Source organism: Arthrobacter sp. B0427-1-12 (assembly GCF_059092905.1).
This window is the reverse complement of record NZ_JBNHIC010000015.1, coordinates 1-23,342: the sequence shown is the minus strand read 5'-3', so window position 1 is coordinate 23,342 and position 23,342 is coordinate 1. Positions and strand designations below refer to the sequence as shown.

Annotated in this window: 19 protein-coding genes and 1 pseudogene; 13 read left to right on the top strand and 7 right to left on the bottom strand. The window is 68.4% G+C overall.

Annotated elements, in window-relative coordinates:
• Positions 1–10: 10 nt before the first annotated feature.
• From AC5RWU_RS11095 to AC5RWU_RS11085, 3 genes are read right to left on the bottom strand one after another with little or no spacing between them, the layout of a single operon-like run.
• Positions 11–1,666, bottom strand: coding sequence for a DUF5719 family protein (locus AC5RWU_RS11095; RefSeq protein ID WP_494030924.1), 1,656 nt, complete (start codon positions 1,664–1,666; stop codon positions 11–13).
• A complete protein-coding gene (locus AC5RWU_RS11090) occupies positions 1,666–5,214 on the bottom strand; it encodes a glycosyltransferase (RefSeq protein ID WP_494030978.1) in 3,549 nt (1,182 codons plus the stop codon). Before AC5RWU_RS11090 ends, AC5RWU_RS11095 begins: the two co-directional genes overlap by 1 nt.
• A gap of 2 nt (positions 5,215–5,216) precedes the next feature.
• The gene (locus AC5RWU_RS11085) at positions 5,217–5,807 is read right to left on the bottom strand and encodes a WhiB family transcriptional regulator (RefSeq protein WP_494030923.1); all 591 of its coding nucleotides are present in this window, start codon (positions 5,805–5,807) and stop codon (positions 5,217–5,219) included.
• Positions 5,808–6,183: 376 nt separating this feature from the next.
• Here AC5RWU_RS11085 and AC5RWU_RS11080 point away from each other — a divergent pair, with 376 nt between their 5' ends.
• Positions 6,184–6,900, top strand: a complete 717-nt coding sequence (locus tag AC5RWU_RS11080) for a TIGR03089 family protein (protein ID WP_494030922.1) — start codon at positions 6,184–6,186, stop codon at positions 6,898–6,900.
• A gap of 26 nt (positions 6,901–6,926) precedes the next feature.
• On the opposite strand, the gene AC5RWU_RS11075 is transcribed toward AC5RWU_RS11080, so the two are convergent.
• Positions 6,927–7,487, bottom strand: a complete 561-nt coding sequence (locus tag AC5RWU_RS11075; RefSeq protein WP_494030921.1) for a GtrA family protein — start codon at positions 7,485–7,487, stop codon at positions 6,927–6,929.
• 205 nt (positions 7,488–7,692) lie between these two features.
• Between AC5RWU_RS11075 and AC5RWU_RS11070 the strand changes: the two genes are divergently transcribed.
• The 5 genes from AC5RWU_RS11070 (at position 7,693) to AC5RWU_RS11050 (ending at position 13,430) form a co-directional block, all read left to right on the top strand.
• Entirely contained in the window at positions 7,693–8,877 is a 1,185-nt protein-coding gene (locus AC5RWU_RS11070; RefSeq protein ID WP_494030920.1) for a 5-(carboxyamino)imidazole ribonucleotide synthase, read from the top strand.
• Positions 8,874–9,425: a 5-(carboxyamino)imidazole ribonucleotide mutase gene (gene purE, locus AC5RWU_RS11065; protein ID WP_494030919.1), complete on the top strand. Its 552-nt coding sequence runs from the start codon at positions 8,874–8,876 to the stop codon at positions 9,423–9,425. The genes AC5RWU_RS11070 and purE overlap by 4 nt, the downstream gene beginning before the upstream one ends.
• Positions 9,425–11,023: an LCP family protein gene (locus AC5RWU_RS11060; RefSeq protein WP_494030918.1), complete on the top strand. Its 1,599-nt coding sequence runs from the start codon at positions 9,425–9,427 to the stop codon at positions 11,021–11,023. Before purE ends, AC5RWU_RS11060 begins: the two co-directional genes overlap by 1 nt.
• Positions 11,024–11,100: 77 nt before the next feature.
• The gene (gene manA / locus AC5RWU_RS11055; RefSeq protein WP_494030917.1) at positions 11,101–12,399 is read left to right on the top strand and encodes a mannose-6-phosphate isomerase, class I; all 1,299 of its coding nucleotides are present in this window, start codon (positions 11,101–11,103) and stop codon (positions 12,397–12,399) included.
• A complete protein-coding gene (locus AC5RWU_RS11050) occupies positions 12,396–13,430 on the top strand; it encodes a lipid II:glycine glycyltransferase FemX (RefSeq protein ID WP_494030916.1) in 1,035 nt (344 codons plus the stop codon). Before manA ends, AC5RWU_RS11050 begins: the two co-directional genes overlap by 4 nt.
• Positions 13,431–13,515: 85 nt before the next feature.
• Here AC5RWU_RS11050 and glpX read toward each other — a convergent pair whose 3' ends face one another.
• A complete protein-coding gene (gene glpX, locus AC5RWU_RS11045; RefSeq protein WP_494030977.1) occupies positions 13,516–14,535 on the bottom strand; it encodes a class II fructose-bisphosphatase in 1,020 nt (339 codons plus the stop codon).
• 169 nt (positions 14,536–14,704) lie between these two features.
• On the opposite strand from glpX, the gene AC5RWU_RS11040 reads away from it, so the two are divergent.
• The 4 genes and pseudogenes from AC5RWU_RS11040 to AC5RWU_RS11025 all read left to right on the top strand — a co-directional run.
• A complete protein-coding gene (locus AC5RWU_RS11040; protein WP_494030915.1) occupies positions 14,705–15,286 on the top strand; it encodes a DUF4245 domain-containing protein in 582 nt (193 codons plus the stop codon).
• Between the two features lie 25 nt (positions 15,287–15,311).
• A complete protein-coding gene (locus tag AC5RWU_RS11035; protein WP_494030914.1) occupies positions 15,312–15,926 on the top strand; it encodes a carbonic anhydrase in 615 nt (204 codons plus the stop codon).
• Positions 15,927–16,033: 107 nt separating this feature from the next.
• On the top strand, positions 16,034–17,452 hold the full coding sequence (locus AC5RWU_RS11030) for a class II fumarate hydratase (RefSeq protein WP_494030976.1): 1,419 nt from the start codon (positions 16,034–16,036) through the stop codon (positions 17,450–17,452).
• Between the two features lie 617 nt (positions 17,453–18,069).
• Positions 18,070–18,636: pseudogene (locus AC5RWU_RS11025) on the top strand (MFS transporter); the annotation flags it as partial.
• A 99-nt stretch (positions 18,637–18,735) separates the two neighbouring features.
• Here the strand turns inward: AC5RWU_RS11025 and AC5RWU_RS11020 are convergent.
• Entirely contained in the window at positions 18,736–19,209 is a 474-nt protein-coding gene (locus AC5RWU_RS11020) for an NUDIX hydrolase (RefSeq protein WP_494030913.1), read from the bottom strand.
• Between the two features lie 89 nt (positions 19,210–19,298).
• Here AC5RWU_RS11020 and AC5RWU_RS11015 point away from each other — a divergent pair, with 89 nt between their 5' ends.
• Positions 19,299–21,050, top strand: a complete 1,752-nt coding sequence (locus tag AC5RWU_RS11015) for a pyruvate dehydrogenase (protein WP_494030912.1) — start codon at positions 19,299–19,301, stop codon at positions 21,048–21,050.
• 30 nt (positions 21,051–21,080) lie between these two features.
• Here AC5RWU_RS11015 and AC5RWU_RS11010 read toward each other — a convergent pair whose 3' ends face one another.
• Positions 21,081–21,584: a prepilin peptidase gene (locus AC5RWU_RS11010; RefSeq protein ID WP_494030911.1), complete on the bottom strand. Its 504-nt coding sequence runs from the start codon at positions 21,582–21,584 to the stop codon at positions 21,081–21,083.
• Positions 21,585–21,643: 59 nt separating this feature from the next.
• Between AC5RWU_RS11010 and AC5RWU_RS11005 the strand changes: the two genes are divergently transcribed.
• Both AC5RWU_RS11005 and AC5RWU_RS11000 read left to right on the top strand, forming a co-directional pair.
• Complete coding sequence (locus tag AC5RWU_RS11005) at positions 21,644–22,441, top strand: hypothetical protein (RefSeq protein ID WP_494030910.1); 798 nt, start codon at positions 21,644–21,646, stop codon at positions 22,439–22,441.
• Positions 22,442–22,663: 222 nt separating this feature from the next.
• A complete protein-coding gene (locus tag AC5RWU_RS11000; RefSeq protein WP_494030909.1) occupies positions 22,664–23,236 on the top strand; it encodes a hypothetical protein in 573 nt (190 codons plus the stop codon).
• Positions 23,237–23,342 lie beyond the last annotated feature (106 nt).

Below are 23,342 nucleotides of genomic sequence, written 5' to 3'. Positions count from 1 at the left end.
GCAGGTTCGGTCAGTACCCCAGGTTCACCGGGACGTTCTGCTGGCCGGACCTGCCGGGGGCAAGCGGCACCGAGGAGATCGCGGCCTTGTCGGGCAGCGTCAGCAGCTGGCTGCCGTAGACCGGATCGCCCGAAGCGCTGATCAGGACAGCGGCAAGATCGCCGCCGGCCAGTTCGCGGGGATTCACCGTCACCGTCGTGCCGCCGGCCACGCTGACCAGCTGCTCGGTCCCCATCCGGCCGTCGGTCCCGATCGGCGTGAGCCGCAGTTCCGCCTGTCCCGCCGGCGCCCCGAAGGCCAGGGCTGAATCCACGTCCACGGGGACGGAGGCAATGTGCTGGTTGCCCAGCCGGCTGCCGGCCCCGGCCACGCCCAGGTCCACCGGCTGGCCCGGCGTGATGCCCCGGCTCATCCGCGCTGATGCGACGATGGACACATCGGCGCTGACCTCGACCGTGTACGTACCCTGGGGAAGCGAATCCAGCGGTATCTCGGTCACAGATCCAGCGGCGGCCGTGACGACGCCCCCTCCGGGCAGCTCCACCGGCCCATCGGGGCCGTAGACCCGCACGTCCAGCACGGCGTCGGAAGCCCCCGGAACGGTGACCTCGAGCGCGGGTGAGGCCGCGGCATAGTCGGCCTGCTGGCTGACCGCGCGGGCCTGGTCCGGGTTCTCGGTCAGGATGCCGGTGATGACCTGGTTCGGGGCCGCGGCTCCGCTCGGCTGCAGGAATTCGACGCCCCCGGACGTCAGCCCCCGCAGCACGCTCTGCTGGATCGTGGCGGTGACCAGGCCGCCGCTGCTGCGCACCCGGACGGACAGGGCCTCCTGGTTGGGAGCCAGTCCGCCCAGCACCATGGCCCGGCTCTCCCCCGGGGCCACCAGCAATCCACGGCTGCCCGGCACCTGGAGCTTGCCGTCCTTGGTGAACAGTTCAAGGTCGACGGTGGCCGGCGACTGCGACGGGTTGCTGAGGTTCAGGACGGCCGTCGAGCCGACGGTCGTGGACGCGCCGGACAGCCAAAGATCGTTGCCCGGCGCCTGGCAGTCGGCACCGGCCAGGCCGCGCAGATCGCCGTCGTCTGCGGTGTAGGCCATGACCGCGTTGGCCGCCGCCTGCTGCATGCCCAGCGGCTCGGCCGTCAGCTTCGTCGGAGCGGTGACCGCCTCGCCGCGCACGACGGCGGCCGTCACATTCGTCAGCCCCTCGTTGTTGCTGGCGGCACTGCCGGCGCCCTCGGCCGACTCGGGCGATCCGGCGGCAATGATGCGCTGCGGTGCCGCCTGGCCGAGCACGGTCAGCGCGCTGGCCGGCAGGGTCCCGGCAGGATTGCTGAGCACGACCGCAGAGGCCAGGGTCCTGGCGGTCTTCGATACCGGGCTGAACTGTGGATCGGTTCCCGCCGCGGCGCTCTGCAGCAGCCGGGCAGGTTCCGGACAGATCCCCACGAACTGCCCGGCGGGAACGGCCGCGGACACCGCGGGCAGCGGCTTGGCCGAGCCCGCAGGCTGGGTTGCGGCGGCTGCGGCGACCACCGCCGCCACGGCACCTACCAGTACGACGCCGGTCCCCGCCAGGCGCGCGGTGCTTGCCAGCCGCGCGGTGCGCGCCCCGGTCCTGCCGGGCTTGGCGGACCGGTCCTGCGGAACGTCCTGCTCAGCCATCAGTTGTCCTCCGCTGTGGTAGCCGTGCTGCTGGTCGCCGAAGCCTGCGCCTCCGCCGGCGTCGCGGCGTCAGGCCGGGCAGACTCGGGCCGGGCAGCCTTCTCACCGCCGGCCGCCTTGCCGCGGCCCTTCCGGTCAACGGACCGGCGCCGGGAGGTCCTGGAGCCGACGGCTTTGGGTGCCGCTGCCCTGCGCGTATCCAGGGCGACCATGCGGCGCCGGGCCGGCATCGGGATAGCCAGCAGCAGGGTCAGTCCGATCACCACCAGCTGGACCACCTGGGTCCACGGCTCCCAGGGATTGCGGTAGCCGATCTCCAGCTGCCCGCCCTCCGCGGGCAGCTCGAATGCCTGCATCCAGCCGGAACCCGATTCCGCCGGCGCCAGCGGTTTCCCGTCGAGGGTCGCCTGCCAGTCCAGATCGGCGCGTTCGGCCAGCACGACCATCCGCCCCGGTGCCCCGGCGGGAATCTGCGCGTCGACATCCCGCGGACCGGAAGCGACCGCCGAAGCCGTAACCCCCTCCGGGTCGACGATCCGCACCCGCGCGGTGAGGGCGTTCCGCTCCTCCGTGCCGTCCGCGGCGGTGGGACCCATGACGCGCCACAGCCAGCCGGCGTCGGTCCTGCCGATCGCGGCGAGGCCGGGCACGGAGTCGATCCGGCTGGCCAGCAGCTCGGCTGCGGTGTCCGATTCCTGCAGCACCAGATAGCCGACACCCAGTTCGCCCAGCAGCGGCCGCGGATCCACGCCCGAGCCCGCAGCGACGACGGCGACCGCCTCGCGCGCGGCCGCGGCGGCGCCGTCGTCCTCGCGGATTTCCTCGGCGCCCAGCGGCCCCATGATGGTGCGGGCGGCGTAGATCGTGGACAGCTGGTCCAGGGTGGTTCCGCCGCTGTGCATGACGGCAGCGGCCAGTTCACCGTTGCCGTCCACACGCAGCACCAGCGCCTTGGTGCGTTCGTCGCTGTAGCCCCGGTCCGTAGCGGTGGCCGGCAGCGTCCGCGCGGCGCTGTCGCGCAGCTGCATATCCGCGCCGAGGAGTGTCGGAGCCCCGTCCGCATTCTCCCCAGCCGGGGCTGCCGTGGTACCGGTCAGCTGGGGTGCCAGCCAGAGCGCCAGGTTGGCCACCGGTCCGGCAGCCAGCACGACGGCGGCAAGCACCGCCGCGACCCGGGGGGCCGTCCGCGGCTTCCCGCCGGACGCTGCCTTCGGGTACAGCAGGCGCTCAGCACCCAGCACTGCCGCGATGAGCATCATGAAGACGAAGGCGGACACCAGCGGACCGGTGAACGGCGTGACCAGCGAACCGGCGCCCACCGCGGTGCCGACGAAGGCGGAACCGGCGCTGAGCAGCAGCGCCAGCAGGCCCATGCCCCAGGCGAACCGGACCAGCAGCCACCGCCGGCCGCGCAGGAACAGCGCCGCCACGGCCAGCAACAGTACGGGGCCGCCCCCGATGAGGGCCGCCGCCAGTGGCCACGGGCCCTGGCCCAGGAACGGGGCCGCGGCCAGGGGCGCCGACCACGGGAAGGACACCGGATAGCCGAGGACCTGCTGCCAGAGCTCGGCCGCCTCGAACGGCAGCGGCACGCCCGGATCCGCCGCCAGGGCACGCAGCCGTCCGCCGGTGGAGACCGCGAACGGGATGAACAGCGCGAGGGCAGGCAGCAAGGACCACCATAATGTCTTGGCCCGGCGCCGCAGCACCAGGGTGAGCACCGCGACGGCGACGACGGCCAGCGGGAACAGCGAGGGTGCCGCGGCCACCGTCATGGCCAGCACCAGGCCGGTCGCGGCGGCCGCGGTCCAGGAGGGAACACCGTTGATGCCAGGCTTCAGGACCAGCTGCTCCTCCGCAGCGGGACCGCCGGCGGTACCTATGGCAACGACCCCCGCGGAGCCGGCCTCCGCCGTCGTCATGATGGGACGGGCGCCGATGGCGGCGCCGACGGAACGCAGCAGGCCCAGCACCACCAGGGGCAGCAGGATGTGCACCAGCAGCGCCCCCAGCCTGCCGCTGCCCAGTGCCACCTGCAGGGCCGGGACGGCGGCCCAGAAGATCGCAGCCCAGAACCGCAGCGCGCGGCGGGTGGTCAGGGCGCCGCCGGCAAGCCAGGCGCTCAGCCCGGCCAGCGGCATCGCCAGGAGGATGAGCCACTGCACGGCGGCGGTGCCGTTGCCGAAACCGAACAGGGACAGCAGCCACAGCACATAGCCGAACGGATCGCCGTGGCCGGGGTAGCCGGAGCCAAGGCCGATCCACCAGGACGTTGCGTTGTGCCAGATTTCCGCCGGGCTGGCCGACAGCGGCAGCAGCCCTCCCCCGGCCAGCGCATCGGCGCCCAGGAAGCGGTTCAGCCCCACCAGCGAGACGGCGCCGAGGATCAGGACGGCGGCGATCGCGCCGACACCCACCCAGGCGCGCGGCGGTGCGGCCAGCGACGCGAAGTCGTCGGCCGCGTCACCGGAGGGAATGTAGGCCTGGGCGTCGGCCCCCGTGCCGTCGCCCACCACGTGGTCGGCGCTGGCCTCCAGCACGGACCGGCGGTGGGCCCAAACGTCGCGGCGCCTGGTGCGCAGTGCGTTGACCTTGCCGCGCGCTACCGCACGGGTCCGCTGCGCCTGCCTGCGGGACCGGGCCAGGTCGATGGGGCGCGCGACGGCGGAGACGCTCGCGGCGAGCTGCCCGGCACCGTAGCCGGGGTCCTTGGCCAGCACACCAACGAAGAAGCGGAAGATGCCGCCGAGGACAGCCCCGACGGCAAGGAGCGGTACCTGCCACAGCGGCGCATGCTTGAGCCGCAGGAAGACCTCGGACGCGCGGTAGCCCATCTGCGTCGCCTGCCCGCCGGGGCGGTCGGTGACATGGCGGAGCACCGCGCGCGGCACCACTACAACCCGGTTGCCGGCCAGCCGGTTCCGCCAGCAGAAGTCGACGTCATCGCCGACGCCGGGCAGCGCCGGATCGAAGCCGCCCAGGGCGTCCCAGACATCCCGGCGCACAAGCATGCCGGCGGAATTGACAGCGAACATGTCGTCGCGTCCGTCATGCTGGCCCTGGTCCAGTTCGTCAAAGTCGATCAGCGTGACGCGCTCGGCCCAGCGGCTGATGGACAGGCCGACATCCACGAGCTTGCGCGGCTGGTCCCACTCCACCTGCTTGCAGCCCGCGACGGTCACGGACGGCGCACGTTCGATCGCGAGCAGCAGTTCTTCGAGGGCGTCGGGTGCCGGAGCGGAATCGTCGTGCAGCAGCCAGAGCCATTCGCGGCTGCGGTCGGCCGTTCCGCCGCCCATGTCGGGCATCTGGGCGACGCCGACACTGGCGGAATTGCCCAGCCCGGCGCGGGGCGCAGCACTGACTACGGGACTGCCAGCGGGAAGCTCCAGTTGCAGGATCGACGCCGATTCATCAGTTGACCCGGCGTCGACTCCAATGTGGAAATCAGCGGGCCGCGTCTGGGCGGCCAGCGCCGCGAGTGTTTCGGGTAGATATTTGGCACCGTTGTGGGCGACCACAATGGCGGTGACGCGAACCTGCTGCAGAATCAGACTGCTCGCTTCCTCAGCCGGCGGCGCTCCCGCTCGGAGAGCCCGCCCCAGATGCCGAACCGCTCGTCATTGGCCAGCGCATATTCGAGGCACTGGGACCGGACGTTGCAGGCGGCACAGACCTTCTTGGCGTCCCTGGTGGAACCGCCCTTTTCGGGGAAAAAGGCTTCGGGATCGGTCTGGGCGCAGAGCGCGTCGGCCTGCCAGCCAAGTTCGCCCTCGTCGGCGAAATCCTGCCCAAGGCCCGGAATGCCGATCCAGACGGCCTGGTCCCGGCGCTGCTCCAGCTCGCGCTCACGGCGCAGAGCTGTGGCCGGCTCACCGTTGCCGGGATCGCCGCCATCGGCCAGGTCCTCAACCTTAAGGCTGTCTTCCCGCACCGGAGCCCCGGCCAGCGCTTCATGAGCAGCCAGGAAAGCGGTTGCCTGATCGTCAAGCGACTGCGCAGTGTCCTGGCTGAAGCGCTCGGCTGCATCCGGGTCCGCCGGATCGACGAACCAGTCGGTGGGGACTCCTCGCGCTCCGTAGCGGGCCGATGCCTGCGCAGCGATGATTGAGCGATCCTCAATTCGCTCAGCGTGCCCCATGGATGCCTCCCGGTTGTCGTCCCAGCCTGGACATGGTTGTCCACTGAAGTCGGATGTAAGGTTCTGTACCAGCGGTACTTGTCAAGCGGCAGCCATCCAGCGGCAACGATCAATCAGCTTGGAATTCCGGCTTGGAATTCTGACCTGGTCTCGTTTGTAGTTGCTGGCGGAAGCCGTCACCTAATTACACGCGTGTAATCTGTTGCGAGTCAAACCGGCATGACATCCTAAACAGTCAGTGCTACAAATCCGGGCCGCGCCACGCGGACAATTTGGCCACGATTTCCGGGCGTGCCGCGGTGCCGAAGGGCGCCGCACGACCTGCGCAGGCGTTCCAGGATTCTCAGGAAATTCCCAGAAAGAAGGAAGTCACGCGATGAAGACGCCCACCACGCCAGCGCAGCTCCTCAAGGCACTGCGGTCGGAACGGCCCACGTCCCCCCGCCTGATCTGGTACGGCCCGGACCACGAGCGTGTGGAGCTGTCCGGCCATGTGCTGGACAACTGGGTGGCCAAAACCGCCAATTACATGGTCGAGGAACTTGACGCCGAAGCCGGCAGCCGGGTGCGGCTCGACCTGCCGCCGCACTGGCGGACCCTGGTGTGGGCGCTGGCCACGTGGCAGACCGGCGGGACGCTGGTGGTGACCAGTGGCGCCGTCGGCGCGGACATCACGGCCACAGCGGCCCCGGAAGCTGCTCCGCCCGCCGGCGGGCTTATTGTGGCGGTGGCCCTGGGCGCGCTGGCGCTGCGGTGGACCGGGGACCTGCCCGCGGGCGTGCTGGACTACGCAGCGGAGGTTAGGGCCTTTGGTGATTATTACGACACTCTGGAGGACGCATCCGGCCTGGACACTGCGCTGGAGTTCAACGGCGGGATGCTCAGCTACGCGGACCTGCTGCCTGAGGGTACCGACGGCAGCGCGGCGGATGCCGGAGGAACGGTCCTCATTCCGGCGGCCCTGCCCCTGGACCGGGTGCTGCGCGAAGCCCTGGGTATCTGGGCGGCCGACGGCTCCGTGGTCCTGGTGCATCCGGACGTCGACGTGACGGATTCGCTGATCAGCAGCGAACGGATTTCCGCCCGGCTCTGAGCCAGCGGTATCGGCGGGCGGGAGCCTCAGGCTTCGGTGGCCGGGGACTTCGCGTCGGCCGGGCGGCCGGCAGCCTGCGCACCGGCGTCGGCATCCTGGTGCTCGAAGATTTCGTGGTCGTGCGCGAACTCCGGCTCCTGGTCCAGTTCATCGGTGAAGACCCAGAACCGGTAGGCAAAGAACCGGAAAATCGTCCCGAGGATCAGTCCGACGACGCTGCCGGCAATGAAGTCGGAGAACGGGTCCTCGAAGCCGAGGATCCAGTGCGAAACGTAGACGCAGGCCGCAGCTATGCCCATGCCAATGCCGTTCATGATGGCAAAGAGCGCGGCCTCCCTGACCACATTGGCCTGGCGGCGGTGGCGGAAGGTCCAGTAGCGGTTGGCCACCCAGGAAAAAATGGTGGCGACGAAAGCCGCGATGATCTTCGCCCGGGTGGGGTGCCCGGTCATCGGGCCGTACAGCAGCCAGAGGTAAATACCGGAGTCAATAACAAACGCCACGCCGCCGACGGTGCCGAACTTGAGCACTTCCCGCCAGAACAGGGAGACGAGGCCCTTGACGCGGTCTGTTACTGAACTGTTCATGACCCTCCACGGTCCGTTGCTGCGCCTTGTGCTGCTGCGCCCCTGTTCCTGCACCGGAAGGGTGCACCCCGGCACTGCCTCCTGCTGGACGCAACGCCGGTCAACGGCCCAGTTTAGCCGCCGCAGCTTGGGGTTTCCCAAGTACGGGCCGCGCGGGGCGGCACAAAAATCAAGGATCAGCGGCTGGTTTCGGTACCCTGATTGAGTGAGTTTTCCCGTAATAGGTGTGGTTGGCGGCGGCCAGCTGGCACGAATGATGGCCCCCGAAGCAGTAGCGCTCGGTTTTGAGCTGCGCGTCCTGGCGGAAGCTGAAGACGTCTCCGCAGTGTCCGCCGTCGCCCAGGCGCCGGTCGGTGACTATAAGGATCTGGACACGCTGCGCGCGTTCGCCCAGGGCCTGGATGTGATGACCTTCGACCACGAACATGTCCCCACCCAGCATCTGCAGACGCTGATTGCCGAGGGGGTGAATGTCCAGCCGCGCCCGGACGCACTGATCCATGCCCAGGACAAGCTGATCATGCGCCACGTCGTGGACCGGCTCGGCCTGCCCAACCCGCAGTGGTCCGCCGTCGAAAGCATCGAGGAACTCGTCGCCTTCGGCGACCGGATCGGCTGGCCGGTGGTGCTGAAGACCCCCCGCGGCGGCTATGACGGCAAGGGCGTGCGGATCATTAACGACGCCGGTGCTGCCGCGGCGGCCACGGACTGGTTCACCGGCACGGCGCTGCTGGCCGAGGAGAAAGTGGACTTCAGCCGCGAACTGTCCGCGCTCGTGGCGCGGACCCCCAGCGGAGAAGCCAAGGCCTGGCCGGTGGTCCACACCATCCAGGTCGACGGCGTCTGCGACGAAGTCATCGCCCCCGCCCAGGCCCTCCCGCCCGAGGTGGCTGCCAAGGCGCAGGAGGCTGCGCTGCGCCTGGCCGAGGACCTGGGAGTCACCGGGGTGATGGCCGCGGAGCTGTTCGAAACCCCCGGCGTCGGCGAAGGCTTCCTGATCAATGAACTGGCGATGCGCCCGCACAACACCGGCCACTGGACGATGGACGGCTGCGTGACCAGCCAGTTCGAGCAGCATCTGCGCGCAGTCCTGGACCTGCCGCTGGGCGCCACGGACTGCCTCGGTGCGGTCACCGTCATGAAGAACTACCTGGGCGGGGCAAACCAGGACCTGTACGCGGCGTTCCCGCAGGCGCTGGCTGCGGAGCCCACGGCGAAGGTGCACTGCTACGCCAAGTCCGTCCGCCCGGGCCGCAAGATCGGCCACGTCAACGCCGTCGGCCAGACCGTCGAGGAACTCGACGAGGTGCGGTTCCGTGCCAACAGAGTGGCCGCGATCATCCGCGACGGCAAGGACACCTACCGGCGCAACACGGAGGTAAACGAATGACCGCCGAAGCCAGCACTGCCAGCCAGCCCCTGGTAGGGGTCGTCATGGGCTCCGATTCAGACTGGCCGGTCATGGAGGCCGCCGCGCAGGCCCTGGAGGAATTCGGCATTCCCTATGAGGCCGACGTCGTTTCCGCCCACCGCATGCCGGCGGACATGATCCGCTACGGCCAGGAAGCCCACCGGCGCGGACTGCGGGTAATCATCGCCGGAGCCGGCGGTGCCGCGCACCTGCCCGGAATGCTGGCCTCGGTGACCCCACTGCCGGTAATCGGCGTGCCGGTGCCGCTGAAGTACCTCGACGGCATGGATTCGCTGCTGTCCATCGTGCAGATGCCCGCAGGCGTTCCGGTGGCCACCGTTTCCGTGGGCGGCGCGCGCAATGCGGGCCTGCTGGCCGTGCGGATGCTCGCGGCCGGCACGGACGAACTCGCCGCCCGGCTGCAGCCTGAACTGGTGGACTTCGCGGCCAATCTGCGGCAGGCGGCAATGGACAAGGGCGCGGCCCTGCGGTCCAAGCTCGCCGGCACGACGAACCAGGACGGTTGATGGCCACTTCGATGCTGACGGACCCGGTCCGTTTTCCCCAGGCCGCCTCCGTTCCGGAGCGGACCAAGCGGGCTTTCACCCTGCTGGCACTGACCTTGCTGGTGCCGGGTTCAGCCCAGACCGTTGCGGGCGACCGCGCACTGGGCAGGCGCGCGCTGCGGATCACCCTCGCCGCCTGGACCGGCGTCATCGCCATGGTCCTGCTGGGCGTCTTCAACCGGAGCATGCTGATCACCCTGGTCACCGACCGGTGGATTTCGCTGGTGCTGATCGTGGTGCTGGCCCTGCTGGCTATTGGCTGGGCCTTCCTGTTCATCAATACCCTGCGGCTGATCCGGCCCGCGCTGCTGGCCCCGGGCATGCGTCCGCTCGTGGCCGGATTGCTGGCCGTCCTGATGCTTGGCACCAGCGGCAGCCTGGGCTACGGTGCCTACCTGCTCAATGTCAGCCGCAATACCTTCGGCTCCATCTTCCAGGCCGGGCCCTCCTTCGACCCGGTGGACGGCCGCTACAACTTCCTGCTGATGGGCGGCGACGCCGGCGAGGACCGGATCGGCCGCCGGCCGGACAGTATTTCGGTGGTCAGCATCGATGCCAAGACCGGCGAGACCACCACCTTCGGCATCCCGCGCAACTTCCAGAACGCACCGTTCCCCGAAGACTCCCCACTGCACGATGTCTACCCCGCCGGTTACAACTGCGGTGATGAATGCATCATCAACAGCCTCTACACCAGGGTCCACGAGGAACATGCGGATCTGTACCCCGGCTCCAAGGATCCCGGTGCGGAGGCCATGATGGATGCGGCCAGCGGTGTCCTCGGCATCGAAGTCCAGGCCTACGCCATCGTCGACATGGGCGGCTTCGAGCAGCTGATCGATGCGATGGGCGGCATCACCATCAATGCCGGCGGCTGGGTCCCGATCAGCGGCGCCACCATCGAAGGCACCGAAGAGCATCTGGCGCCGGAAGGGTGGATCGCCCCGGGCACGCAGAGACTTGATGGTTTCCACGCGCTCTGGTATGCCCGGTCCCGCGAATTCGTGACGGACTATGAGCGTATTGCCCGCCAGCAGTGCGTCCAGCAGGCGATGATCGCCCAGCTGGATCCGGCCACCGTGCTCACCCGTTTCGAGGCCATTGCCAAGGCCGGGGAACAGATCGTGGAGACGAATGTCCCCCAGTCGCAGCTGGGCGGCTTCGTGGACCTGGCGGTCAAGGCCAAGGGCCACGAGACGAAGACCCTGACCATCGGCCCGCCGGACTTCGGCGAACCGCAGGACAACTTCGTCACCTATCCCGACTTCGACCTGATCCATCAGCGGGTGCAGCAGATGCTGGCGCCGTCGGACGGCGGATCCAGCCCGGCCGCGGCAGGCCCCTCAGGCTCCACCGGAACCGGACACGCCGCCCTGGCCGTCAGCGCCGGCCCGCTCCCGCAGCTGGGCCTGCCGCACCTGGGCCTGCCCCGGCTGACCGCACCTGAGCCCGCCGATGACGGCATCACCGAGGAATACCTGCAGTACCTGGCCGAGATCGGCGATACCGCCACTCTGTCCACCCTGGTGGCCAACAACGGCCAGTGCACTCCGGGGTAGGCCGGCCAGGAAATAGCCGGAACAAAACCGCCGGACAGCCAGTCCCGCACCGTGACCAGAGGGGGAACCTGAAGACCATGTACCGTCTCGAGAACGCGCTGAGGCCCTACGCCTGGGGCTCGCTGACTGCCATCGCCGAACTCTTCGGCCGGGAACCCTCCGGTTCACCCGAAGCGGAGCTGTGGATCGGTGCCCACCCCGGCGCGCCGTCGCTGGTCCAGCTCCCCGACGGCAGCACGGCGCCGCTGGACGAGGTCATCGCCCGGGACCCGGAGGCTGCGCTGGGAGCCGAAGCAGTGGCTGCCTTCGGGCCGCAGCTGCCCTTCCTGGCCAAGGTCCTGGCCGCGGGCGGGCCGCTGTCGCTCCAGGTGCATCCCACCCAGGAACAGGCCGCTGCCGGCTTCGCCGCCGAAAACGCAGCCGGTGTGCCGCTGGACGCCCCGTTCCGGAACTACCGCGACGCGAACCACAAGCCGGAGATGCTCCTGGCGCTGAGCCCGTTCGAGGCACTGTGCGGCTTCCGCGAACCCCAGGACGCCGCCGGGCTGTTCCGCCAGGTCGCCGACGCGCTGCAGGCCGTCGGGAAGTCCGCTCCCCTGCTGGAAAAACTGATCGGCGTCCTGGAGGGGCCGGAGCCGGAGTCCGCGCGGCTGAAGACCGCCTTCACTGCCCTGATCGACGGCGGCGCGGACGTCCGCGCGCTCGTCACCGAAGCGGCGGACGCGCTGGAAACCGCGCTGGCCGGGGTACCTGCGGAGGCCGCTTCCGGACGGGAGCTGCGCACCGCCATCGAACTTAATGCAGCCTACCCGGGCGATCCGGGCGTCCTGATCTCCCTGATGCTCAACCGGGCATCGCTGCAGCCGGGCGAGGCCATCTACTTGCCCGCCGGGAATGTGCACGCATACCTGAGCGGGCTGGGCGTGGAGGTCATGGCGTCCTCCGACAACGTGCTGCGCGGCGGCCTCACGCCCAAGCATGTGGATGTGCCGGAGCTGCTCAAGACCATCGAGTTCAAGGCCCTGGGCCTGCCGCAGGTGGAACCGGAACTCACCGGGCTGGACCAGCAGGTCTACCGCCCGCCGTTCCGCGAGTTCCAACTGCAGCGGATCGAACTGGCACCGGGCTCGGAGCCGGTTCCGCTGGTGCAGCAGGGCCCCGCCGTCGTGCTGGCCACGGCCGGCTCCGCCCGGCTCGATTCCCCGCACAACGACCTCATCCTGGCACGCGGCGAGAGCGCCTTTATCCCGGCTGCGGACAGCCCGGTCATCGTCCACCCCGCGGAGGACGGCAGCGGCACCGCCGTCCTGTTCGCGGCCACCGTCGCCGGCACCTGGGCCGGCGGCCAGCCGGAAGGAGCGGAGCGGCACCCATGAGCCAGTCAATCCTGCAGACCCCGGCGTGGGCCGGCTTCCAGCGCGCGCTGGGCAAGACCGTCCTCGAACGCGAGGGCGAGGGCTGGAGCTACCTGGCCATCGTCGAGCGCAGCCCCTTCGGCAGGTCGCTGTACTGCCCCTACGGTCCGGCAGCGGACGACGCCGGTGCTTTCGCCGCCGCGCTGGCCGACCTCACCGCGCAGGCGCGGCGCCACAAGGCGCACTATGTGCGGGTGGAGCCGGTGGCCGTGCCGCTGGGCGCCGAGCCTGAACGGCGGCTGCGCAGTCTGGGCCTGACCCGCGCCCCGCGGGACATCCAGCCGCGGCATACCTGGGTGATCGACCTGCAGCAGGAAGAGAAGGACCTGCTGGGCGCCATGCGCAGCAGCAACCGGAACATCTACCGGAACATCCACAAGAAGGGCGTCACCATCGAAACCTCGGTGGATCCGGCGGACATCGGGATCCTGCTGGGCTTCCTGGGTCAGACCGCCGACCGCTCCGGTTTCACCTCGCACACGGACAGCTACCTGACCACCGCGGCGCGGACCCTGATGCCCGCCGGGGCGGCCAAGCTCTACTACGCGACGCTGGAGGGCACCGGCCCGATCGCCGCAGCGCTCAGCTACGACACCGGTACCTCCCGCGCCTACGCGCACGCGGCCATTGACGAAGGGCACAAGAAGCTCAGCGCCGGCATCCCGCTGCTGGTCCGGATGATCCTCGATGCGCGCGCGGAGGGGAAGCAGAGCTTCGATCTGTGGGGCATTGCCCCGGCCGATGAACCGGACCATGAATGGGCCGGCTTCACCAAGTTCAAGCAGTCCTTCGGCGGCTACGCGGTGGACTACCCGGGCACCTGGGACCTGCCGGTCAGCAAGCCGCAGTACAAGGCGTACCAGCTGGCCCGCGCGGCGCGCGGGAAGCTGCTGCCCGCGGCCAAGGAGGCCCGTGGGAAGGTGGCGCCGATGGTGCGCCCCGTCGTCCAGCAGGTGCGCCGGACGGTGCGCGGCCGCCTCGGCCGGCGCTGACCCGGCTGCCTCGGCCCCACCCCCGACGACGGCGGCCCACACCTTCAAAGGTGCGGGCCGCCGTCGTCATTCATTCCAGTTGGGCTTAGGCCTGGCGGATCCAGCGCTCCCACTTGTTGGCCTGGTGCTCGCCGTCGACGAAGCGGATGGTACCGGACTTGGAACGCATCACGATCGACTGGGTCTTGACCCGGTTCTTGGCGTAGCGCACGCCGCGGAGCAGGTCGCCGTCGGTGATGCCGGTGGCGGCGAAGTAGCAGTTGTCGCTGGTGACCAGGTCGTGGGTGGTCAGCACGCGGTCCAGGTCATGGCCGGCGTCGATCGCCTTCTGCTTTTCCTCATCCGTGGTGGGCCACAGGCGGCCCTGGATTACACCGCCCAGGGTCTTGATGGCGCAGGCGGCAACGATGCCTTCCGGCGTGCCGCCGATGCCCATCAGCGCGTCTACGCCGGTGCCTTCGCGGGCGGCGGCGATGGCGCCGGCCACGTCGCCGTCGAGGATGAACTTGGTGCGGGCACCCGCAGCGCGGATCTCCTCCACCAGCGGGCGGTGGCGGTCGCGCTCCAGGATGCAGACGTTGAGCTGGCTGACCTTCACGCCTTTGGCCTTGGCGATCAGGTGCAGGTTCTGCTTGACCGGCAGGCGCAGGTCGACGACGTCGGCCGCTTCCGGCCCGGTGACCAGCTTCTCCATGTAGAAGACGGCGGAAGGATCGAACATGCTGCCGCGTTCGGCGACGGCCAGCACGGCCAGCGCGTTGTTCATGCCCAGCGCGGTCAGGCGGGTGCCGTCGATCGGGTCGACGGCCACGTCGCACTCGGGGCCGGTGCCGTCCCCGATCCGCTCGCCGTTGTAGAGCATGGGGGCTTCGTCCTTCTCGCCCTCACCGATGACGACGACCCCGTTGAAGCGCACGGTGCCCAGGAAGGAACGCATGGCGTCCACTGCGGCACCATCTGCCTTGTTCTTGTCCCCCAAGCCGATCCATTCGCCGCCGGCGATGGCTGCGGCTTCCGTCACGCGGACGAGTTCAAGGGCAAGGTTGCGGTCCGGTTCGTCTTCACCCACGGCCAGGGAAGCTGAAAGCTGTGAATAGTGCGGCATCTCTGTTGTTTCAGACACGAAAACCTCATCGTTCGAGCGGCAGTTGGATGGGAACCCGACTGGAAATCCAAATGGATTGCGGCGGAACCCGCTGCTTCGATCATAGTCGGAACCGGCCGCAGCTATGGCGGATATGACGCCGGCAGTGGTAATGAGCGAAAATGGTTGGGTGACTGAACAGCAACAAGCACCTGTCAAGCCGGTCCTCAGCGCCGCCGCGGCCAAGCGGGCCAATGCATCGGTGCGGGGAATGATCCTCGCGCTGCTCTGCAGCGTGCTCGTGTTCATTCCGGTGGTCCTGATCAACCCGGCCAACCGCGCGGAAACCTACGACCGGAATATTGACGTTGCCGCCATCTCGCAGCAAGTGGCGGCCAGCGCCGGCTACGCTCCGCTGGCGGTCAGCCTGCCGGAGGGCTGGACGTCGAACTACGCGCGCTGGAATGTCGGTGCGTCCGACGGCGTCCCCAACTGGGAAGTGGGATATATCACTCCTGACACCCAGTTCATCGGACTGACCCAGACCAACATTGCCAATGCCACCTGGATCTCCCAGCGCACCGACCAGGCGCCGGTGACCGGAGTGCGCACCATCGCGGGGGTGGACTTCGAACTGCGGGACCGCCCCGGCTCGGACACCAGCCTGGTGGCACGGATCGATGGATCGACAGTCCTGCTCAAGGGCACCGCCGAACTGGAGGAGTTCGACGTCCTCGGGGCCGCCATCGTCGAGGACCTGCGCGGAAGCTGAGCTCGCAGACAGTAAAGTAAGCAGGGTGACGACTACCCTCACCCCAACACAGGCCTGGCAACGCATGCTCGAGGGCAACGCCCGTTTTGTGGCCGGCCAATCCTCCCACCCCAACCAGGACGCCTCCCGGCGGGCCTCGCTGGTCAATACCCAGCACCCGTTCGCCGTGATTTTCGGCTGCTCCGATTCCCGCCTGGCGGCGGAGATCATTTTCGACGTCGGCCTCGGCGACGTTTTCGTCGTCCGGACTGCGGGGCAGGTGATCGACGATGCCGTCTTGGGTTCCCTGGAGTACAGCGTGGGGATCCTCAAGACTCCACTGATCGTGATCCTGGGCCACGACAGCTGCGGCGCGGTCACCGCAACCATGGACGCGATCAACACCGGCATCATGCCCAAGGGCTTCCTGCGGGATCTGGTCGAGCGCATCACGCCCTCGGTGCTGGCGACCATGCGGGAGGACGTCCATGACGTGAACTCGGCCGTCGTTGAACATGTCCGCCAGACCTCCCAGCGGCTGGTGGACAGTTCCCGGATCATTGCCGATGCCGTCGAGGACGGATCGGTGGCGGTCATCGGCGTGGCGTACCGGCTCAGTGAGGGCAAGGCCGAACTGGTCTCCGGCTTCGGCTCCGTGTGACAGCTACGAGATTGTGAGCTTCCTAACATGACGCCCCTGCGCCGCCCTGCCCACCGCAACAAATTCCCGGGCGGCGCAGAGCGCGGACTAACCTTGGTTCCATGACTGTGACTTCTGAACAAGAGTTCCGCATTGAACATGACACGATGGGCGAAGTTCGCGTCCCCGTGAACGCGCTGTACCGGGCCCAGACCCAGCGCGCCGTGGAGAACTTCCCGATTTCCGGCAAGACCCTGGAGCGCACCCACATCGAGGCCCTGGCGCGCATCAAGAAGGCTGCCGCCACCGCCAACGCCGAACTTGGCGTGCTCGACGGCGAGCTGGCCAAGGCGATCGAAGCCGCGGCCGACAAGGTTGCCGGCGGCGGCTTCGACGAGCACTTCCCGATCGACGTCTTCCAGACCGGTTCCGGCACCTCCTCGAACATGAACACCAACGAGGTCATCGCCGAACTGGCAACCCGCGCGCTGAAGGAATCCGGCAGCGACAAGACGGTCCACCCCAACGACCACGTCAACGCCTCGCAGTCCTCCAACGACGTATTCCCGACCTCTGTGCACGTGGCCGCAACCTCCGCGCTGATCAACGACCTGGTCCCCGCGCTCGAATACCTGGCCGCTTCGCTGGAACGCAAGGCCGAGGAATTCAAGACCATCGTCAAGTCCGGGCGCACCCACCTGATGGATGCCACCCCGGTCACCCTGGGCCAGGAATTCGGCGGCTATGCCGCCCAGGTGCGCTACGGCGTCGAACGCATCCAGGCCTCCCTGCCGCGCGTGGCCGAGGTCCCCCTCGGCGGCACCGCTGTCGGCACCGGCATCAACACCCCGGCCGGCTTCTCCGCCCGCGTGATCGAGCTGCTGGCCGCGGACACCAGCCTGCCGCTGACCGAGGCCCGCAACCACTTCGAGGCCCAGGCCAACCGCGACGGCCTGATCGAGGCTTCCGGCCAGCTGCGCAACATCGCATACTCGATCATGAAGATCAACAACGACCTGCGCTGGATGGGCTCCGGCCCCAACACCGGCCTGGGCGAGATCGCCATCCCCGACCTGCAGCCCGGCTCCTCGATCATGCCCGGCAAGGTCAACCCGGTCATCTGCGAGGCCGCCATCATGGTTGCCGCCCAGGTCATCGGCAATGACACCACCATTGCCCTATCCTCCACCAACGGCGCCTTCGAGCTGAACGTCGGCATCCCCGTGATGGCCGCCAACCTGCTCGAGTCCATCCGCCTGCTGGCCAACACCAGCCGCGTGATGGCGGACAAGATGATCGACGGCCTGACCGCCAACGTGGAGCGCGCCCGCTTCCTGGCCGAGGCGTCCCCGTCCATCGTGACCCCGCTGAACAAGTACATCGGCTACGAGAACGCAGCGAAAATCGCCAAGCACGCGGTGAAGGAAGGCCTGACCATCCGCGAGGCCGTCGTTGCCCTGGGCTACCTGGAGCGCGGCGAGCTGACCGAAGAGCAGCTGGACACTGCCCTGGACGTCCTGTCCATGACCACTCCCCCGCAAAAGTAAGGGCACCCCGCCCCTTCCCCTGGCTCAGCAGCAGGCGCGCTTATCCGCCCGGATTCGCGCACCTGCTGCTGAGCCATTTAAGGCTGAAAGTGGGGTGAGGAAGGCCACGGGCAGGTTATTGCACCTACCTGGATCAGAGTGCCAAAAATTTACTTCGTGACTCAGAGTGCAATTATGGACGACGGCGGCGGGCTGCGGGAGCGCAAGCGCTGCCACGCGCAGGGCCATCCGCGATACCGCACGGGGGCTCACCGCCGAGCACGGCCTGAGAACCACTTCACCATCGAGCAGCTCTGCGAGCGGGTGGGTATCTCCCGCCGCACCTTCTTCAACTACTTCCCCACCAAAGAAGATGCCATCATCGGCCACCAGGACGACGGCAGCTGCTGGCCAGGATCATGGGCCATTCCGCGATCCAGGAGCAGGCCTTCGCCCTGCTCGTGGCTCGGCGTGAGGGCCTGGACCGGCCGACTCCAGAGCCCGGATTGCCACGCTCTTCATGGCCACCATGTCCCGCAAGGCCGGCGACGAATTCTTCAGCCCGGACAACACCCGCAGCTACCGCGACATCCTGAGCGGTTACATCGCAACGGCCAGGGAACTCTTCCAGCATTAGGCTCACCGCCGCCACGCCCATCTGGATCATCTGCCTGCGGCTCTTTGTCTTCGGCGCGGGCCTGGGACTGATCATGCAGGTGGTGGTGCTGGTGGTGCAGAACTCCGGGCCGGTGGACCAGATCGGCACCGCCACCAGCTCCAACAACTACTTCCGCGAAGTCGGTGCGGCCCTCGGCGTGGCAATCTTCGGCGCCATCTTCACCAGCCGGCTGTCCGGATCCCTGACCGAAACCTTCACCCGGTTCGGTGCCGCCCCGAGGCGGCGGCCCAGTCCACGGCCACGCTGGATCCGCAGACCCTGAACCAGCTGCCGGCCGGACTCAAGGACGGGATCGTCCAGGCCTACGCCGATTCGCTGGCGCCGGTGTTCTGGTACCTGGTGCCGTTCCTGGTGATCGCCCTTGTCCTGGCGCTGGCGCTCAAGGAGATCCCGCTCTCCGATGTCGCCGGCATGGTGGCCCGCGGTGAGGGCGATCGGCGGGGAGGAAGCCGAGCGGCTGGAGGCCGAGCGCGCCGGCCGGGCTCCGAAGCCGAGCGGCTCGAAGCCGAGCCCAGCGGCACGTTGAACCCCTAGCCACCCCTGCGCCGAAACCTCACCTTTTGCGGAAAATGGGCCCCCATTCCGCAAAAGGTGAGGTTTCGGCGTGAACGAGGGCGGGCGGGCGTCAGCCGCGTACGAACACCGGGACTCCGGTGGCGTCGATTGCGGCCTTCAGCCGCTGCAGGTGATTCTGGGGCATCGGCGGGAGTTCGTCCAGGCCGAACCAGCCCACGGCGAGGGATTCGTCGTCGTTCACCCGCGCCTCGCCGGAGACAAAGCGGCAACGGAAGGTCATATCCAGGAACTGGGCGCGGTCGCCGTTGGGGAACGCCACCGGCTGTCCGGCGCTCACCGAGGCCAGATGTTCGACGGCGGCAACCACCCCGGTCTCCTCGAGCACCTCGCGCACGGCACCGACCGCCGGCTCCTCCCCCGGGTCCAGGATCCCGGTGATCAGCCCCCAGTTGCCGTTGTCGGCGCGCTGTCCGAGCAGGACGCGCCCGCCGCCGTCGAACACCACCGCGGTGACGCCCGGCAGCCACAGCAGCTCCGTTCCTATTTTTTCGCGCAGGGACACGATGAAGTCAGGTACTGGCATGCCCACCACTCTATTGCGTGCCGCACCGGATCGGCTGGAACTAGACTGGCGGGCAAGTGTATCGATGGCAGTACAGTCAGGAGATCCACATGGCCAAGGAACTAGCCAGCCAGCTCGTTGAACAGCTTCAAGCCGTCGGGGTGAAGCGGATCTACGGCATCGTCGGCGACAGCCTGAACCCGATCGTCGACGCCGTCCGCAAAACCGGCGGTTCCCGGCAGGGCGGAATCGACTGGATCCACGTGCGGCATGAGGAAGGTGCCGCCCTGGCCGCCGCCGCGGACGCCCAGCTGACGGGCGAGCTGGCGGTCTGCGCCGGTTCGTGCGGACCCGGCAACCTGCACCTGATCAACGGTCTCTACGATGCCAACCGCACCGGCGCGCCGGTGCTGGCCATCGCCTCCCACATCCCCAGCCGGCAGATCGGCAGCTCCTACTTCCAGGAGACCCATCCGGACCGGCTCTTCAACGAATGCTCCGTGTATTCGGAAATGATCAGCACCACGGACCAGGCGCCGCGGGTGATGGTCAGCGCCATCCGGTCCGCCGTCGGGCTGCGCGGCGTCAGCGTCGTCACCCTGCCCGGCGACCTGGCAGGGCTGGAGGCGACCGCCAGGACACCGAAATGCATGCCCGTGGTGCCGGCCACCATCACGCCTGCGCCGGAGGCCGTCCGCGCGCTGGCCGACGCCATCAACGCCGCCGCCAAGGTCGCCATCTTCGCGGGCGCCGGCGTCCAGGGCGCCCACGATGAGGTGGTAGCGCTGGCGGAGAAGATCGGCGCTCCGATCGGCCATTCGCTGCGGGGCAAGGACTTCATCCAGTATGACAACCCGTTCGACATCGGGATGACCGGGCTGCTCGGCTACGGGGCGGCCGCGGCCGGCATCGAGGAAGCCGACCTGCTCATCCTGCTGGGCACCGATTTCCCCTATGACCAGTTCCTGCCCGAGGGCACCACCACCGCGCAGGTGGACCGGGCGCCGGAGCATCTGGGCCGCCGGACCGACGTCGACATTGCCGTCCACGGCGACGTCCTGGCAACCCTGCAGGCACTGGAGCCCCTGGTGGAGCGCAAGAAGAGCCGGCGCTTCCTCGACCAGATGCTCAAGAAGCACGACCGCCTGATGAACAAAGCGGTCGGCGCCTACACTCGCAAGGTCGACCGGATCGTGCCCATCCATCCGGAATACGCGGCCTCCGTCCTGGACCAGGTGGCCGCGCTGGACGCCATCTTCACGGCCGATACCGGGATGTGCAATGTCTGGACGGCCCGCTATATCAATCCGCTCGGGACCCGCCGGCTGATCGGCTCCTACCTGCACGGCACCATGGCCAACGCCCTGCCGCACGCCATCGGCGCGCAGTTCGCCTACCCGGACCGCCAGGTCATCTCCGTCTCCGGCGACGGCGGCCTGTCCATGCTGCTGGGGGAACTCCTGACGGCGGCCGCCTACCGGCTGCCGATCAACGTCGTGGTCTTTAATAACTCCACCCTGGGCATGGTCAAGCTGGAGATGCTGGTGGACGGGCTGCAGGACTTCGGTGTGGACGTTCCCGCCACCAACTACGCCGCCGTGGCCCAGGCCATGGGCTTCCATGCCGTCCAGGTCACCGACCCGAAGCAGATCGAAAGCGCCTACCGCCAGGCCTTTGCGCATCCGGGTCCGGCGCTGGTGGAACTCATCACCGATCCGAATGCGCTGTCCATTCCGCCGAAGATCACGGGCGAACAGGTCAAGGGATTTGCCCTGGCCCTGACCCGCGTGGTGCTCAACGGGGGCGCCGGCGAGGTGGTCTCGATGGCCCGCAGCAACCTGCGCAACATTCCCCGCGGTTAGCCGGCTGCGCCGGCGTGGTCAGGGCGGTCGTCACGGCAGCGCCATGGCCGCCGCGGCGCCCAGGATCATGAAGGGTCCGAACGGAATCCTGGACTTCGCCGTCGCACGGCGCGCCAGGATCAGCGCAGCACCCCACAGGCTCCCTAGCAGGAACGCCCCGAAGGTGCCCCACAGCACATGGTCCCATCCCAGATAGCCCAGGTAGAGTCCCAGCAGCGCGGCCAGCTTGACGTCGCCGAACCCCATCCCCTGCGGGTAGATCACCCGCAGCGCGAAGTAACCCACCCAGAGCACGACGGCGGCACCCGCCATGGTGAGCAGCCTCACCCAGTCCTGCCCCGCCGCAGCGGCCAGCCCGAGCACGGCCGCGGCAACACCGTAGGACGGAAAGATGATGCGGTTGGGAAGCAGGTGGCTGCGCATGTCCACCACGCTCAGCCGCACCCCGACCACAGCAAAGTGGAGGCAGGCGCCCAGGACCAGCCAGAAGACCCACGGGTTCTGGGCCCATTGCTGCCCCAGGTGCACGATCATGGATTTCACCGTACTGGACGTCCGCTCTGCACGAATGCCCGGCAGCCTAGAATGTGGATATGGAGGCCCTAGATTCCGGGAAGATCCAGGACATATTCCGTTCGCTGTGCCGGTCCTCTCCGTGGCGCTGGGGAACCCTGCGGTTCGAAGTCACCTGGCAGTCCCCCGAATCCGCCCCGCCGGAGCGTCCGGCCCGCGATGAAACAGACGCCCGGGCAGAAGCTCCCGGACCGTCGAACACCGTGCGGGCGTGGCTTCGCCGGCCGAATGCCCTGCGGGTGGAAACGCTGGACGGACAACTCCTCCACAGCACCACCGGGATCAATGATTCACGCGACGATTTCTACATCAGCGCCAGCCGGAAGTCCTGGTTGCTGCCGCCCCATCTGGTGACCCCGGTCTACAACGACCTGGGGCTGATCCGCCGCCGTCCGGAGGCCGCCTACGGGGAACCAATTTTCGGCACACCGCGGTGGTCGGCGATGCTGGATCCGGTGGAGCTGGCGGGAAACGCGCCGGTGCCGGTCGAGACGCCCTATTCGAACGCCGTCGAAATCGAATCCGTGGAAGAGGTACGCCATGATGGCCGTCGCGCGCTCGAGGCCGTCGTCGCACCCAACGTGCACTACAAGGCGTACTCCCCGGACTACCCGCTGATCGGCCAGGGCCGGACCCTGGTGCGGATCGACTGGCAAACCGCCGTCTGCCTCTACTCCCGCGCACTCGACGGCGAGGCGGCAGGCAGCGGACATTCGATCCGGATCCTCGGGGTGGACGAGTACATGCTGGACGACCTGTTCGTGGAGGTCAGCATGCATTTGACGGATGTCCGCAAGCACATCCCATGGATTGCCTAACCGGGGTCAGGCCGGACACAGCCCGGACCCCGGCATTGGGGGAAATGCCGGGGTCCGGGGTCTTTCACCAGGATGCTCCTGTGGTGGTGTACGGGCCGCCCGTCGGCGGTCCATGGGTTCCATGATTCCCGTACTGACTTGGGAAAATCCTGCGTTGCACAGTCGTTAGGATTTTCCCCGGATTCCCGGGTTTTCCCATGGTGGCGGCCGGAGCATGGACATATGTCGACTCACACGGAAGATGCCCGCGCCGGACGCCGGCCCGGCAACGAAAGCGAACCCGGACACGAACGCCGGCCGGCCCGGCGGACCAAGCGCACCTGGATCCTGGTGCTGGCCTTGCTGGGCATCATCGGCCTGGGATTGGGCTACCTGCTGCTGGCGAACCAGAAGGCGCCCAGCACTCTGCTGGGGGCATCGGCCCAGATCCAAGGCGGCCTGGCCCGGATCAACGGCGTCATTCCAGTGGAGAATGACAACTGGAAGCCGTCGGCGTCCGAACCCGCGCTGACCGGCACTCCGCCGGAAGGCTCGCACCACGTGCGCATCCTGCTGGAAATCATCGCGCTGGATGCCGAGGGCGTGGACTTCAACGCCTCGGACTACAGCATCGACGGGTTGGGCGGCGCTGCCCCGCAGCCCATCTGGGCCTCGCCGCAGCAGCACCACGCTGTACAAGGCGAAAACTTCGAAGCAACGCTCGTCTTTGAACTTCCGAACCAGGACGTCCCGCTGGTCCTCGAAGGCAAGGACGGCACCCGCCTTGCCCTCGGCGTAGGCCACCATACGGGCTGAGAATGCTGGTTTTGGTTGCCGGCCAGGGTACGACGCCGGCAACCGGACTTCCGGTGCCGCCACCCGTCCCAGGGGGGCGGGACCGACCCCGCTCCATCCCCCACCG